Annotated in this window: 14 protein-coding genes and 1 pseudogene; 10 read left to right on the forward strand and 5 right to left on the reverse strand. The window is 71.3% G+C overall.

Annotation, left to right across the window (positions count from 1 at the left end; genetic code table 11):
- Positions 1-162: 162 nt before the first annotated feature.
- From AB0I10_RS15965 to AB0I10_RS15985, 5 genes are all read left to right on the forward strand, one after another.
- Positions 163-582, forward strand: coding sequence for a hypothetical protein (locus AB0I10_RS15965; protein WP_363153050.1), 420 nt, complete (start codon positions 163-165; stop codon positions 580-582).
- Complete coding sequence (locus tag AB0I10_RS15970) at positions 579-1901, forward strand: glycosyltransferase (RefSeq protein ID WP_363153051.1); 1323 nt, start codon at positions 579-581, stop codon at positions 1899-1901. The genes AB0I10_RS15965 and AB0I10_RS15970 overlap by 4 nt, the downstream gene beginning before the upstream one ends.
- Positions 1902-1999: 98 nt before the next feature.
- Positions 2000-2245 carry a hypothetical protein gene (locus AB0I10_RS15975; RefSeq protein WP_363153052.1) on the forward strand — a complete coding sequence of 82 codons (246 nt, stop codon included), beginning with the start codon at positions 2000-2002 and terminating at the stop codon, positions 2243-2245.
- Complete coding sequence (locus AB0I10_RS15980; RefSeq protein ID WP_363153053.1) at positions 2242-3066, forward strand: polysaccharide deacetylase family protein; 825 nt, start codon at positions 2242-2244, stop codon at positions 3064-3066. Before AB0I10_RS15975 ends, AB0I10_RS15980 begins: the two co-directional genes overlap by 4 nt.
- Positions 3067-3293: 227 nt before the next feature.
- Positions 3294-3464 carry a hypothetical protein gene (locus tag AB0I10_RS15985; RefSeq protein ID WP_363153054.1) on the forward strand — a complete coding sequence of 57 codons (171 nt, stop codon included), beginning with the start codon at positions 3294-3296 and terminating at the stop codon, positions 3462-3464.
- Between the two features lie 175 nt (positions 3465-3639).
- On the opposite strand, the pseudogene AB0I10_RS15990 reads toward AB0I10_RS15985, so the two are convergent.
- Positions 3640-4118 (reverse strand): annotated as a pseudogene (locus AB0I10_RS15990) (hypothetical protein).
- A gap of 37 nt (positions 4119-4155) precedes the next feature.
- On the reverse strand, positions 4156-4614 hold the full coding sequence (locus tag AB0I10_RS15995; RefSeq protein WP_363153055.1) for a nuclear transport factor 2 family protein: 459 nt from the start codon (positions 4612-4614) through the stop codon (positions 4156-4158).
- A gap of 386 nt (positions 4615-5000) precedes the next feature.
- On the opposite strand from AB0I10_RS15995, the gene AB0I10_RS16000 reads away from it, so the two are divergent.
- From AB0I10_RS16000 to AB0I10_RS16015, 4 genes are all read left to right on the forward strand, one after another.
- On the forward strand, positions 5001-5492 hold the full coding sequence (locus AB0I10_RS16000; RefSeq protein WP_363153084.1) for a (2Fe-2S)-binding protein: 492 nt from the start codon (positions 5001-5003) through the stop codon (positions 5490-5492).
- A gap of 1 nt (position 5493) precedes the next feature.
- Positions 5494-6489, forward strand: coding sequence for a xanthine dehydrogenase family protein subunit M (locus tag AB0I10_RS16005; RefSeq protein WP_363153056.1), 996 nt, complete (start codon positions 5494-5496; stop codon positions 6487-6489).
- Positions 6486-8735: a xanthine dehydrogenase family protein molybdopterin-binding subunit gene (locus tag AB0I10_RS16010; RefSeq protein WP_363153057.1), complete on the forward strand. Its 2250-nt coding sequence runs from the start codon at positions 6486-6488 to the stop codon at positions 8733-8735. Before AB0I10_RS16005 ends, AB0I10_RS16010 begins: the two co-directional genes overlap by 4 nt.
- Before the next feature lie 671 nt (positions 8736-9406).
- Positions 9407-9946, forward strand: coding sequence for a winged helix-turn-helix domain-containing protein (locus AB0I10_RS16015; protein ID WP_363153058.1), 540 nt, complete (start codon positions 9407-9409; stop codon positions 9944-9946).
- 68 nt (positions 9947-10014) lie between these two features.
- On the opposite strand, the gene AB0I10_RS16020 is transcribed toward AB0I10_RS16015, so the two are convergent.
- Genes AB0I10_RS16020 through AB0I10_RS16030 form a run of 3 tightly spaced genes read right to left on the reverse strand, consistent with a single transcriptional unit; the run spans position 10015 to position 12722 of the window.
- Positions 10015-11061 carry an NAD(P)/FAD-dependent oxidoreductase gene (locus AB0I10_RS16020; RefSeq protein WP_363153059.1) on the reverse strand — a complete coding sequence of 349 codons (1047 nt, stop codon included), beginning with the start codon at positions 11059-11061 and terminating at the stop codon, positions 10015-10017.
- Positions 11058-11615, reverse strand: a complete 558-nt coding sequence (locus tag AB0I10_RS16025; RefSeq protein ID WP_363153060.1) for an isoprenylcysteine carboxyl methyltransferase family protein — start codon at positions 11613-11615, stop codon at positions 11058-11060. The genes AB0I10_RS16020 and AB0I10_RS16025 overlap by 4 nt, the downstream gene beginning before the upstream one ends.
- 12 nt (positions 11616-11627) lie before the next feature.
- Positions 11628-12722, reverse strand: a complete 1095-nt coding sequence (locus tag AB0I10_RS16030; protein WP_363153061.1) for a 3-oxoacyl-[acyl-carrier-protein] synthase III C-terminal domain-containing protein — start codon at positions 12720-12722, stop codon at positions 11628-11630.
- Between the two features lie 179 nt (positions 12723-12901).
- On the opposite strand from AB0I10_RS16030, the gene AB0I10_RS16035 reads away from it, so the two are divergent.
- Entirely contained in the window at positions 12902-13768 is an 867-nt protein-coding gene (locus AB0I10_RS16035) for a UbiA family prenyltransferase (RefSeq protein WP_363153085.1), read from the forward strand.
- Positions 13769-13801 lie beyond the last annotated feature (33 nt).

Genomic DNA, 13801 nt, shown 5'->3' on the forward strand with positions numbered 1-13801 from the left:
CCCGTGGCTCGTTCTCCTCTGGTCCGTAGGTGTGCGGCGCCCTCTGAACAGGCGCCCCGACGGCCGGACCGTCGGTGAACACCGTCGTCACATCGGGTCTTGCCGCACGGCGACACGCCATGGCCACGCCCGGTGCCTCGCACGGTAGTTAGGCAGTGCCCCATGAGTACATCCCTGCCCGCGGGCATGATCCGACCCACCGTGGACGGCGGCCGGCCCCTTCGCCGGGCCGACGATGCGCCGGTCCGACACACCGTCAGCTTGGTGGTCCCGGCGCACAACGAGGCCCGCAGCATGTGGCCCGGCGAGATCCCGCACGTCCACGGCTTCTGTGCTTTCCGGCGCAGCTTCCTGACAGACCTGGACCCGCATGCGCCCGGGTTCGAAAGCGAGGCCGCGCTGATCGATCACGTACTGGGCCTGGGGCTCCGCGCCGCGGAGGTCCCCAGTCTGGAACTTCCCCGTCGCAGCGGGCGCTCGCATCTGCATGCGGTCTCCGAAGGCCGCCGAGTGCTGCGGACCCTGATCGCCGAACGCCCGCGTGCCCGGCGCTCGACACCCGTGGGTGTGGGGAAGCGATGACCGGCATCGGCCCGCGCACCGCAGCGGCCTGCCCCCGCCTTGCCGTCCGCGAAACGCTCTACACCCCCGCCCATGTCGTCGAGCTGGACCTGGAGGCACCCGGTGAGCTGCGCTCACCCGGCGGTGCCCCGGCCGACGCACCGGACGGCCGCGTGTTGGCGTTGGTGCGGCTGCGCGGACACCCGCTCGGCATGGTCAGCGCTCACGGTGCCCTCGGGGACACCGCAGGCCTGTACCGGACGCTGGCCGACGCCGCACATCGCCGGCTCGACACATCGGCCGCCGCGGAGGCCGCCCGGCCCGGCCCCGGACGCACCGTCCGGGTCCCGGAGCCGGGCGAACCGCCCGCGGTCAGCGTCATCGTCACCACCCACGACCGGCCCGGAATGCTCCGCGAGTGCCTCAACGCCCTGCTGCGCTCCGGCCATCCGTCCTTCGAGATCATCGTGGTGGACAACGCCCCTTCCGATGACGCCGCGGAGAAGCTGATCCGCGAGTGCTACACGTCCCGGGTCAGGTATGTGAGGGAACACATGGTGGGCCTGGCCCGGGCGCACAACCGCGGGCTGTCCGCAGCCCGCGGTTGGATCTGCGCCTTCACGGACGACGACACCCTGGTCGATCCCGGCTGGATCACGGCGCTGGAGCGCGCCTTCGAGGACCGCGGCACCGACCGCACAGTCGGCGAGCGGGTCGGCTGTGTGACCGGGCTGATCGTGCCCGCCGAGCTGGAGACCGCCGCGCAGTGCACGCTCGAAGGGCACGGCGGCTTCGGCAAGGGATTCACCCGGCGCAGCTGGTCGCCGGCGCACCCGCCCACCGACCCGCTGTTCCCGTTCACCGCGGGACAGTTCGGCTCCGGCGCCAATACGGCGTTCCGCACCGACGTCCTGCGGGAGCTCGGCGGCTTCGCCCCGGCGACCCGGACCGGCGCACCGGCGCACGGCGGCGACGATCTGCTGGCGTTCTTCCAGGTGCTCGCGGCCGGCAGCGCCATCGTCTACCAGCCGGACGCGATCGTCTGGCACCGCCACCGACGCGCCACCGATGCCGTAACGGCCCAGGCGTTCGGCCACGGCGCCGGATTCGGCGCCTTCCTGGCCGCCGCCGTCCGACACTGGCCCACCCCGCTGCCCTCCCTGGTGCGCCGGATCCCGGGTGGCATCCGGCATGTCGCCACCAAGTCCCGTACTGGGACGGGCGCCACAGGTGTGTGGCCGGTCCGGCTGACGCTCCGCGAAGTCCGGGGGCTGCTCTACGGTCCGGCCGGCTATCTGCGCAGCCGCTACGCATCCCGCCGCCGCGCCGCCCGGACATGATCGGCATGACCTCGCACGCCGCTCCCCCGCGCCTCGCGCAACCGCAGCGGCTCCGTACACCTCCGTGCTGTGACGGTGCGTCAGGTCCGTGCCCGCCTTTGAGTCTGGGCCTTCTGCGCGGCCCGCTGTTCAGCCCGCTCTTCGCGGCCATGGCCGCCGGCTCTGTGCTGTTCATCGTCCACGGCGGGGCGCCCACCGGACTGCGGCACACCGGCTGGGTGCTGGGCACGGGACAGCAGGCTGGTGAGGGCACCACGGCTGTCGACGCCGGAACCGAGCAGCTCCGCCGCGCACCTCCCGCACCGGCGGCTACCGGTGCGGGCGCCCGGAAGGACCGATCATGAACGCCGTGCCCGTCTTCCTCTACCACTCGGTGACCACCGACCCCGCCCCGTGGATCGCCCCCTACACGGTCACGCCGCGCGTCTTCGCCGAACATCTCGACCGCATCGCCGACGCCGGGCTCACCGTGGTGCCGCTGCGGCGGCTGGTCGCCGCGATGCGGGGCGGCCCGCCCTTGCCGGCCCGCTCCGCCGTGCTCACCTTCGACGACGGGTTCGCCGACTTCTACTGGGCGGTCACTCCCCACCTCACCGACCGCTCCCTGCCCGCCACCGTCTTCGTCACCACCGGCGCCGTCCATCCGCCCGGCGGCCACCCCGAAGGCAGCCTGCTGCCGCCCGCCTCCATGCTGTCCTGGCGCCAGATCGCCACCCTCGACGCCCTGGGCTTCGAAATCGGCGGGCACACCACCACGCATCCGCAGCTGGACACCCTGCCCGCCCAGCGGGCGTGGCACGAGATCGTCGACAACAAGCGGCGCCTGGAGGACGTGCTCAGCCACCCCGTCTACGCCTTCGCCTACCCGCACGGCTATTCCAGCGCCGCCGTCCGCCGCACCGTACAAGAGGCCGGCTGGACCTCGGCATGCGCCGTCCGCAACGCCTTCAGCTCCACCACCGACGAGCCGATGCGTATCGCCCGCCTGATGGTCCGCGCCGACACCTCGCTGGAGCGCTTCACACGGTGGACCCTCGGCATGGGTGCCCCGGCCGCCCCGCTCCCCGAATCCCTCCAGACCAAGGGCTGGCGGCTGTACCGCCGGGCCCGCGCCCTGCTCGGCCACCCGGTCACCGGGGCACCCGGCCCCGGAACGATGCCGTGACCACCCCTGAGCTCCGACGGGTGGCTACGGCCATCCGTCCCGTCGAAGCCATCGACGGGACCTGCCGCCACAGCCCCCGGACGCGCAGTCGGAGCACGCCCGCAGATTCCCAGCGGCCGATTGCCGAGACTGCTCCTGCCCGGCCACCGCCCGAAGTGCACTCTTCGTGCCCGCATGCAACTCTGGTAGCGGCCCATCGTCCGGGATCCCCCACAGGAGGCACGATCGTGGGCAAGAAACAGACCCGGCAGAACCGCGGCGCCCGCACCGGCGGTCATGAACGCAGCACCGCCGTGGAGGCGAAGGAACAGGCGAAGAAATCAACGCCACATGAGACGGAACACCCGATCTCGAAGCACGTCGCCCATAAGCAGGAGCGGAAGTTCGGCCACAACTGATCACCGGTGACCGGCCGCAGCCGAGGCACAGCGGTGGCACCCGGCACAGGGTGTCACGCGTGTCCGGTAGTGAACATGCAGAGCCCCGCACCGAACGGTCACACCTCGGCACCGGGATGGTCCTCCCGGTCGTCGCCGTGGCCGCTTTTCTTCCCCTGGGGTGACTGTTTGAGGGTTACCGGCGGCGTCCCCACGCAGAGATCATCGGGGCGGTGGCCAGGTCGAGGCGCCCGGTGGCGACGTTCAGCAGGTGGCGGTCGATCTCCTCATCGGTGCCCAGCGAACGTCGTCCAGACCCGCCTCACGCAGCGGCCTGGGCAGGGTACGCCCGTACGCGAGGTCCGCGCCGCGGGCCGCCATCAACGCACGAAAGCCCGATCGCAACCGGTTGGCGAGCTGCTGTTCGGGACCCGACTCGTCCGGACACAACAGCGGCTGTAGCCCCGGATCGGCGTCATCCCAAGAGCAGCCAACCGCCGGGCCGACTCGCTCGGCCAACCCGAGAGGTACGGACGGACCACCGGCACCGACCTCCCAGCACCGCATGCCGGCAGCGATCCCGAGCTGATCGACATGCCGGAACGTCACCGGATCGAACAACTCGCTGAGGGCGTCGAAGCGGGCCCCTGCCTCCGATTGCTGATCGTCCAGCAGGTAGCCGTGATCCGCGTCGCGCTCAGCCCGGCCGCCCTCACGGGGCGCAGGCCTCGGCGATCGACAGGCTGTTCTCGTAGAGGTGGTGCCGGGTGATCCGGCCGTTCTCGACGGTGAGGCGCAGCGCGAACGGGCCCTCGAAGGACTTTCCCGTCGCGCGTACGGTCCCCGACAGGTGCCCCATCAGGACGGCGTCGGTGCCGTCGACGAGGAAGGTGTCGACGGAAGCGCGCGAGTCCTCGGGCACGGTGTGCTCCATCAACTCCGTGAACTGGGCGGCACATTCGGCGGCGGCGGACCGCGGGCGGATCCACGGGACGGCGGGGTTCTCGGCGAGCAGCCAGTCGACCTCGTCAGCGAAGAGCGCGACGAGCCGCCCGGTGTCCCCGGCCAGCCGGGCAGTGAGGAAGTCCTGCACAACGGCCCGGGTGGCCACGGCGAGGGAACTCGGTGTGGTGGTTGAACTCGCCGTGGTGGCGACGGACTTGACGGACATGGCGCTCTCCTCGCAACTGCGGCCGGATCCCGGCGGGGTTTTCCCGTCGATGTGCTTGATCCTGCCGGGAGAGGCGGGAGCGGTCGATTACCCAGGAGGTAATGAGCGGCCAATGGTGACAGACCGCCGGGACCGGACGGCGGAGCCGTGCCTGGATGGGGGCCGTGAGCCGGCATGGTGTGCGGCGTCGCCGCCTTGTACGCCCACGCCTCCCCCGTGTTCACATCGTCGTTCGCCAGCACCATCTGACTCGACCGCTTGATCCGGATGAATCATCCAGTTGCGGGGCGTCCCGGCCGGACGGAGGCTCGACCTACCACACCAATTCCGAGGTGAGTGCTGTGTCCAATAGACGTGCGTCGACGCCGGTTGCCGAGCCCTCCACGATGGAGGCACGCGGGCCCGAAAACGTGAAGGTGGGACTCTCCGTCAACGGCGAGTCCCACCTCGTGGAGCTGGAGCCGCGGGTGAGCCTCCTGGACACACTGCGCGAGAAGCTGGCTCTCACCGGCTCCAAAAAGGGCTGTGACCAGGGAACCTGCGGTGCGTGCACGGTCTGGGTCGACGGGCGCCGGGTGCTGTCCTGTCTGACACTGGCGATCACCTGTGAGGGCCAGGAGGTCACCACGATCGAGGGCCTGGCCGACGGCGAGGAGATGCACCCGATGCAGCGGGCCTTCCTCGAACACGATGCCTTCCAGTGCGGGTACTGCACACCCGGCCAGATCATGTCCGCCGTCGCACTGCTCGACGAGGGACACGCCGGAACGGATCCGGAGATCGCCGAGTGGATGAGCGGCAACATCTGCCGGTGCGCGGCCTACCCCAACATCCGCTCCGCCATCCGCGAGGTGCGCGACCGGAAGACGGGGCAGTGACATGCGGACCATCAGCTACACGCGCGCAACGGATGTCCGCAGCGCGGTCACGGCCGTCTCCGGCGATCCCGGCAGCTCGTTCCTGGCCGGCGGCACCACGGAGGTCGACCTGCTGCGGCTCGACGTTCTGCGCCCGAACCATCTTGTGGACATCAATCGTCTGCCGCTGGCCGGCATCGAGGATCTTCCCGGTGGCGGACTGCGCATCGGGGCGCTGGCCCGTATGAGCGAGGTCGCCGAGGCCCGGGGAGTCGTAGAGCGCTTCCCGATGCTCTCCGAGGCGCTCCTGCTCGGAGCCTCCGCCCAGTTGCGGAACATGGCCTCCATGGGCGGAAACCTGATGCAGCGGGTCCGCTGCTCCTACTACCGCGATACCGCATCCGCCTGCAACAAGCGCGTACCGGGCAGCGGTTGCGCTGCCCTGGACGGCGTCAACCGCGGCCACGCCGTCCTCGGGACGAGCGAGCACTGCATCGCCACACACCCGTCGGACATGGCGGTCGCCCTCGTCGCCCTCGACGCCGTGGTGCATGTGGAGGGCACCCACGGCGCCCGCACCCTGCCCATCGACGACTTCTTCCTCCTCCCGGGCAACACACCCGAGCGGGAACACCCGCTCACGCCGGGCGAACTGATCACCGCGATCGAGGTACCGCCCACCCCCATGGCGCGCCGGTCCCACTACCTCAAGGTCCGCGACCGTGAGTCGTACGAGTTCGCCCTCGTCTCGGCGGCAGCCGCACTGGCCCTGGAGGACGGCGTCATCCGGGAAGTACGCCTCGCCCTCGGCGGCGTGGCGACCAAGCCGTGGCGGGCGCGTCGTGCCGAGGAGCTCTTGGCCGGCCGGTCCGCCGATCGTGAGACCTTCGCCAGGGCCGCAGCCGAGGAGCTCGCCCCGGCCGACACTCGCCCGCTCAACGCCTTCAAGGCGGACCTCGCGCAACGGACCATCGTCCGCGCCCTGGAGACCGCCGCCGCGATGGGAGAAGCAACATGACCACGGGCACCACCCTTGAGGCCGTCGGCCGGCCCGCCGATCGCGTCGACGGCCCCGCCAAAGTCACCGGAAGCGGCCGCTATTCGGCCGAGATCACCCTGCCCCGCACCGCGTATGCCGCTCTCGTCGGCGCCCATACGGCCAGCGGGCGCATCACCGCGATCGACATCACGGCCGCGGAGCACGCCGACGGTGTGCTCGCTGTGCTGACCCACCACAACCTGCCCAAGGTCGCGGCGCCACCTCACCTGCTGCCGTCGCTGGCCGGCCAGGCCGCCCCCGGGGAGAGCTTCTTCCCGATGCAGGACGACGTCGTGCACTACTTCGGCCAGCCGGTGGCCATGGTGATCGCCGACTCGCTGGAACGCGCCCATCACGCGGCACACCAGGTCCATGTCGACTACGAGCGGAACGCCTCCATCACCACCCTGGACGAGGGCCGGGACCAGGCATACGAGCCGGACGCGATCTTCGCGGGCTTCATCCCCGCGCGCAGTGTGCGAGGCGATGTCGACGCCGCCCTCAATGCGGCGGCCACCCGTGTCGAGGCCACGTACCACTTCGCCGCCAACCACCACAATCCGATCGAACCCTCGGCCACCACTGCTGTCTGGGACGGCGACCGGCTGACCCTCTACGACGCCACGCAGGGCATCGTGGCCAGCCAGCGCACGGTGGCCGCGCTACTGGGCATTCCCTCCTCGAAGGTGCGGGTCCTCACCCAGTTCGTCGGCGGCGGGTTCGGCTGCAAGGCCATGGTCTGGCCGCACGTCACACTGGCCGCCATGGCCGCGCGACATGTGCGGCGCCCCGTCAAGCTGGCCCTTACCCGCGAGCAGATGTTCACCTCCTGCGGTCACCGCGAGGAGCAGGAGCAGCGCATCGAACTCGGCGCGACAGCCGACGGCCGCCTGACGGCGCTGCGCCACCACAAACTCTCCCTCACCTCACCCTTCGACGAGTGGGCGGAGCCGTCGCTCGGCATCGCGGCCCAGGCATACGCGTGCCCGAACTACGAGGGCGTGTACCGGCTCATCCGCAGCAACACCATGACGCCGACCTTCACCCGCGGCCCCGGCGAGACATCCGGCATGTTCGCTCTTGAGTGCCTGATGGACGACCTGGCCCATGAACTCGGCATCGACCCCCTGGAACTGCGGCTCCGCAACCATGCCGACGTGGATCCCAACACCGGCCACCCGTGGTCGAGCGACGGAGCGGAGGAGTGCTACCGGCGCGCCGCGGCCCGCTTCGGCTGGCAGTCGCGCAATCCGGAACCCCGCTCCCGGCGCGACGGCAACTGGCTCATCGGCAGCGGCATGGCCACCGCCGGATACCCCGTGTACTTCCCCATGCAGCCGCAACGGGCCCGAGCACGTCTCTATGCCGACGGGACCGCTGTGGTGCAGGCGGCCACCCAGGAATTCGGCACCGGTTCGGGCACCGCGATGACTCAGGTGGCCGCCGACGGGCTGGGCGTCTCTCTGGAGAACGTCCGGTTCGACTACGGGGACACCGACCTGCCGAACGTCGCGGCCACGGTCGGGTCGGCGGGCTCCGGCATGATCAGCGCGGCCGTGCACACGGCCGCCACCACCCTGCGCGACCAGATGCTCGCGCAGGCGGTCGCCGATCCGCAGTCCCCGCTGCACGGCGCGGATCCGGCCGCCATCGACGTCCGCGACGGACGCATGGCGCTCCGCGACCGGCCCGAGACGGGCGAGACATACCAAGATCTGATGCAGCGTCACTTCATGACCGACATGGATGCCCTCGGCAGCTGGAACCCACCACAACCGAACCAGCCCTACGGACTCGCCACCTTCGGCGCCCAGTTCGCCGAGGTCGCCGTCGACCCCGACCTCGGCATCGTCCGCGTACGCCGCATGGTCGGCGCCTTCGCCCCGGGCCGTGTGCTCAACGCGAAGACCGCCCGCAGCCAGGTCATGGGCGGCATGCTGTGGGGGCTCGGCCAGGCTCTCCTTGAGTCCACATTCGTCGACACCCGGGACGGCCGCTGGGCGAACGCCAGCCTCGGCGAGTACCTGGTGCCGGTCAACGCGGATGCGCCGGACGTCGAGATCGACTTTGTGGAAGTCCAGGACGAGATCGTCAATCCCCTGGGCGTCAAAGGCCTCGGAGAGGTCGGCATGGTGGGCGCCGCGGCGGCCATCGCCAATGCGGTCTTTCACGCCACGGGGCGACGCGTACGGGAACTGCCGATCAGGATCGAGCACTTGCTGTAGCGGTTCACGGTCCTGCGGGGAGCGGGCGGGAACAAGACGCACGGGGCTGGTGCGGCAGATGCGGCGGGCCGGGTGCCGATGCTCGCTTGTTCATACCCGGGCGGCAACCGCCCCGTATCCGGTGGCCCCGAGGGCCGAGTGTGAGCGTCGACACGGCGGTGAACGCCCACCCGACGCGTTTCGTTCAGCAAATGTTCATAGATCCCGGCCAGTTCACCGTCGGTTTCCGGCCACGCCGGTCGAGGGCTGGTGGACTGCGGGATTGCCGCCGGGGCCTTGATCGGGGTCTTTCACTTCTCGTCCGCAGCCGGAGCCGCCACCTTCACGGATTCCTCACATGCCTGCTGAACTAAGGTCAGGAGGCGTGCGAACGGGATCGTTCAACCGTCATCTGACGTAGCGTCACTTCGGCCTGAAAACGGCTCAAAGACCAACTCTGATTAGCGGATGCTACTTTCCGGAAGCACGTGATCACATGTAGCGTTCGTCTGGACCGGAGCCGTGGCGTCCATCACGTCATGGCTGAGTACGGGCATGACGCGAGCGCCCCACCCTCGGCGCTGGACCGCGTCGCGATCGCCCCGCAGTAGGTCCGCACACCGAACGTCGAGCACCGCCATGTCTGTCCGTACACGCCTGCTTTGCAAGAGGAATGGGCCGAGACCATGTTCATGAACTCCTCGACGACCCTTACGTTGCTACCGGAGGCCGAGCTCGGCCAGCCGGCGGACGCCGGGCCGGGCGGAGGGCCACCTCTGGCAGTCGACCGACTTCCGGACGGCAAGTGGCAACTCACCCTGCACGACCTCGAACCGGTATCGGTCCACCGGCTTCCCTCGGACGAGGTGCACATCATCCTGGCGCCACCAGGTGGTGAGCCGGCTGGGCCGTCGGCCTCCGCCGGCCGCGCGCGGTCCGTCACGGCTCCCGACCCGATACAGATCGATACGGCGGCCAGGACGATTTCCGTCGAGGGGCGCCAGATCTGCCTGCCCAGGCTGGAATTCGATCTGCTCGCCCACCTGGTGCTGCATCCGCAGCGCGCGTTCACCCGCGAGCAGCTGATGGCCGCGGTCTGGCCCACCTGCCATTCCAGCGCCCGGACCGTCGACGTGCACATCGCCCGGCTGCGGCGGCGGCTGGGACCGCACGCGCGGGACGCCATCAGCACCGTGTTCGGCATCGGGTACAAGTACCTGCCGCACCCGTAGAACGAAGGCCGGAATTCCCGTTCCCCTTCCACCGGCCGTCCCCGGTGGAAGGGGAACGGCACGAGCGGTCACTGGAGGGCACGGACCGCCGCGCTGAAGACCGATGGCATCCGGGCCGCCGCCGGAACGATCAGGCGGGCGCCGGCCGCGCTGCCGCTCACCCTCAGCAGCCCCTCCGTCAGGAGGCGGTGCCTGCGTGACAGCCGTCGCCACTCCCCCTCGTACGCCTGCGGCCGGCCCGCCTTCAGACAGCGGACGGCCGCCTGCGCCGAGGCCAGTGCGAGGGCGATGCCTTCGCCGGTGAGCGCGTCGACATAACCCGCTGCGTCGCCGACCAGCAGCACCCGGCCCGCGGTGCGGCGCGCCACCCGTTGCCGGAGGGGACCGGCGCCGCGTACGGCACTGGCCGGCGGGCCGTCCAGCAGCGGAACAAGCTCGGGGAAAGCGGCCAAGTGGGCGTCGAAACCACGGCGTTCGGTGCTGAGCACCGCCACGCCCACCAGCTCCGCGCCGACCGGGGTGATGTACACCTCACCGGCATGGGACCCGGGTACGGAGCCGGGCCCGTCCCCGGGCCAGTGCACCTCTACGAAGTCGGTCCACGGACGTACGCGGTAGTGCCGCCGCAGTCCGTAGCGACGAGGGCGGGGGTCGGGCCGGGCCAGGCCGAGTGCGTGGCGGATCGGCGAGTGCAGGCCGTCCGCGGCGACGAGCCAGCGCGCCCGCAGGCCCGCGGCGGTCACCGAGTCGTCGCTCTGCCGTACCTCGCCGACCTTGCCGGTCAGGATCTTGACGCCGAGTTCCGCGGCCCGCCAGGAGAGCGCGGCGTGCAGGTCGGTGCGGCGCATACCGAGGCCGGACGCCGCGTGGAAGGGCGCCTCGGCATGCCGGCGCCCGTCGACATAGCGGATGCCGCGCAGCGGATATCCGCCGGCGACATCGACACCGAGCGCGTTCAGGGCGCGCACTCCGCCCGGCATGATGCCCTCTCCGCATGCCTTGTCCACCGGGGTGGCGCGCGGTTCGATCACCACCGCTTCCATACCGGTGAGCGCCGCGTGGATGGCGGTGCCGAGCCCGGCCGGGCCGCCGCCGGCCACCAGCAGGTCGATCACCGGCCCGCGCCCGCGGTACCGGACAGCGGGCCGGGGACGTCCGGGGTGCGTCCGGGGACGAGCGCCTGGTTCTCGCAGCGGATGCGTACGGTGAGCAGCCCGGCATTGAGGACACCGAAGAGCAGCGCGGTCAGCCAGGCACCGCGTACGAGGGGCAGGGCGAGCCCTTCCGCCACCACGGCCACGTAGTTGGGGTGGCTCATCCAGCGGTACGGTCCTCCACTCACCAGGGGCAGGCCGGGTACGACGAGGACCCGGGTGTTCCAGCGGGGCCCGAGCGTACGGATGCACCACCAGCGCAGGGCCTGCGCGGCCGCCACCACGCCGGTCATCGTCCACCCCAGTACGGCGTCGAACGGCCGGTCGGCCGCCCAGGACTCCCCCAGGCAGCCGGCGAGCAGTGCGGTGTGCAGGGCCACCATGGCCGGATAGTGCCGGCGTCCCGTCTCGACGGCGCCTCGGGCCAGGCTCCAGCGGGCGTTGCGGCGTGCGACGAGGAGCTCGACGACGCGCTCGGCGGCGACGGCCATGAGCAGCACGGCGTACCAGATCATGTCTCCCCGTCCCTACCAGCGCAGCAGGACCAGCTCGGAGCAGAATCCCGGTCCCATGGCGAGCAGCAGTCCCGGAGTGCCGGCGGGCGGGCGGCGTTCGGCCAGGGTGTCACGCAGGACATGGAGCACGGACGCCGAGGAGAGGTTGCCCACCCGTGCCAGCGAACGCCGGGTGAGGTCCAGCGCGCCGTCCGGCAGGTCCAGGGATTCCGCCACCGCGTCCAGGACCTTCGGTCCGCCGGGGTGGCAGACCCATGCCGTGATGTCCGCGCGGCACAGGCCGTGGTCGGCGAGAAACGCGTCGACGTCACCGGCGAGGTTCTTGCGTACGACGTCGGGGACGCCGGCGTCCAGTACGACGCGGAAGCCGGAGGCGGTGATGTCCCACCCCATCACCCGCTCGGTGTCCGGGTAGAGACGGCTGCGGGTGTCGACCACATACGGCCCGGCAGCCGCCGTCGTCGCGCCCTCGCCTGCCGTCGCGCCCCGGCCCGCCGTACGACGCGCACCGCACGCGACCACTGCGGCGGCCCCGTCCCCGAACAGTGCGGTGGCGATGAGATTGGCGGTTGAGGCGTCGTCACGCTGGAAGGTGAGCGAGCACAGCTCCACGGACAGCAGGACGGCCACATCGTCGGGTCGGCCCAGCAGGTAGTCGTGCAGCCGGGCGATGCCCGCGGCGCCCGCTACGCACCCCAGACCGAAGACGGGCAGCCGCTTGACGTCCCGGCGCATCCCGAGTCGTCCGACGAGCCGGGCGTCGACGGACGGGGTGGCGATGCCCGTCACCGAGGTGAACATCAGCAGGTCGACGTCGCGCGGGGACAGCCCCGCCGCTTCCAGGGCCGCACCGACGGCATCGGTGCCGAGCCGTACCGCACCGTCGATGAATGCGTCGTTGACGGTGCCGAAGTCGTCCAGTGCCGGGTACCGGTCGAGCGGCAGCGCCATATGACGGGTGGTCACCTGCGCACGGTGATGCAGCCGGTCGAGGACCCGGCGGTCGGTCCCGCGGGGCAGACAGGTCCGGGCGACCATGTCCGTGATCTCTCGTTGGGAGTGCCGGTGCGGGGCGAGTACTCCGTGGACGGCTGCGATGCGGGTCATCTGGGTCCGGGGTCGGGAGACGGGGTGACAGGGTGACCCTGCAAGGGATGCCCCGGGGTGCTGCGGCACGACACCGTAGCGCGGCCGAAGTCGCCCGTCCGGCGGCAGACCGGGTGATGGCCCGCCGCGCGCCCGGCCATGCCCCATCGGACAGGCCCTAGCATGATCGCGTGGACGCCATGGAGCGGTCGGACGCCGCCGAACGGGCACCGGCCGTACCGCCGCTGCGTGCGGTGGGCCCGCTGCTGAGGGCATGCCACCCGGGGCCGACCGCGGTGGTGAGCCTCCTCGTGGGCGGGCTGGCGGTGGCCGCCGGGCAGAGCGGGCCGAGATCGCTGCTGGCGGTCACCGCGGTGCTGGCGGGTCAGTTGTCGATCGGCTGGAGCAACGACGCGGTGGACGCCGCGCGCGATGCGGCCGTCGGGCGGCGCACCAAAGCGGTGGTGGCCGGCGCGGTGACCGCGGGAACGGTACGTTCCGCGGCGGTTGTCGCCCTGACGCTGTGTCTGCCGCTGTCCTTCGCCTGCGGGCGGCTCGCGGGGGCGGTCCATCTCCTCGGCGTCGCGGCGGGCTGGGCGTACAACCTGGGTCTCAAGGCCACCGCGCTGTCGTGGCTGCCGTACGCCGTGGGGTTCGCGTCCCTTCCGGCCTTTGTCGCGCTGGGGCTTCCGGGGCGGCCCTGGCCGGGCTGGTGGATCGTCGCCGCCGCCGCGCTGCTCGGGGTCGGCGCGCACCTGGCCAATGTGCTGCCGGACATCGCCGCCGACCTGGCCACGGGGGTGCACGGCTGGCCGCAGCGGCTGGGCGGGCACCGGTCGGGCCTGTTGCTGCCGGTCCCGCTCGTGGGGGCCACGCTGCTGCTTGCGTTCGGTCGGCCGGGCCCTGCGAGCGATTCCGGGGCGCTCGCCGTCGCGGCCTCGGTGACGGTGGCGGTCGGCGGGGCGCTGCTGGGCCGTAACTGGCCGAAGGTGCCGTTCGTCGGGGCGGTCGTCGTTGCGGCGGTCGATGTCGCGCTGCTGCTGCGGCACGGCGCGGCCATCGGGTGAGCCGCGGAATCGGGCTTCGGGCAGCGCACCGCT

It is taken from the genome of Streptomyces sp. NPDC050636 (genome assembly GCF_040654775.1).
In the GTDB taxonomy this organism is placed as follows: Bacteria; Actinomycetota; Actinomycetes; order Streptomycetales; family Streptomycetaceae; genus Streptomyces.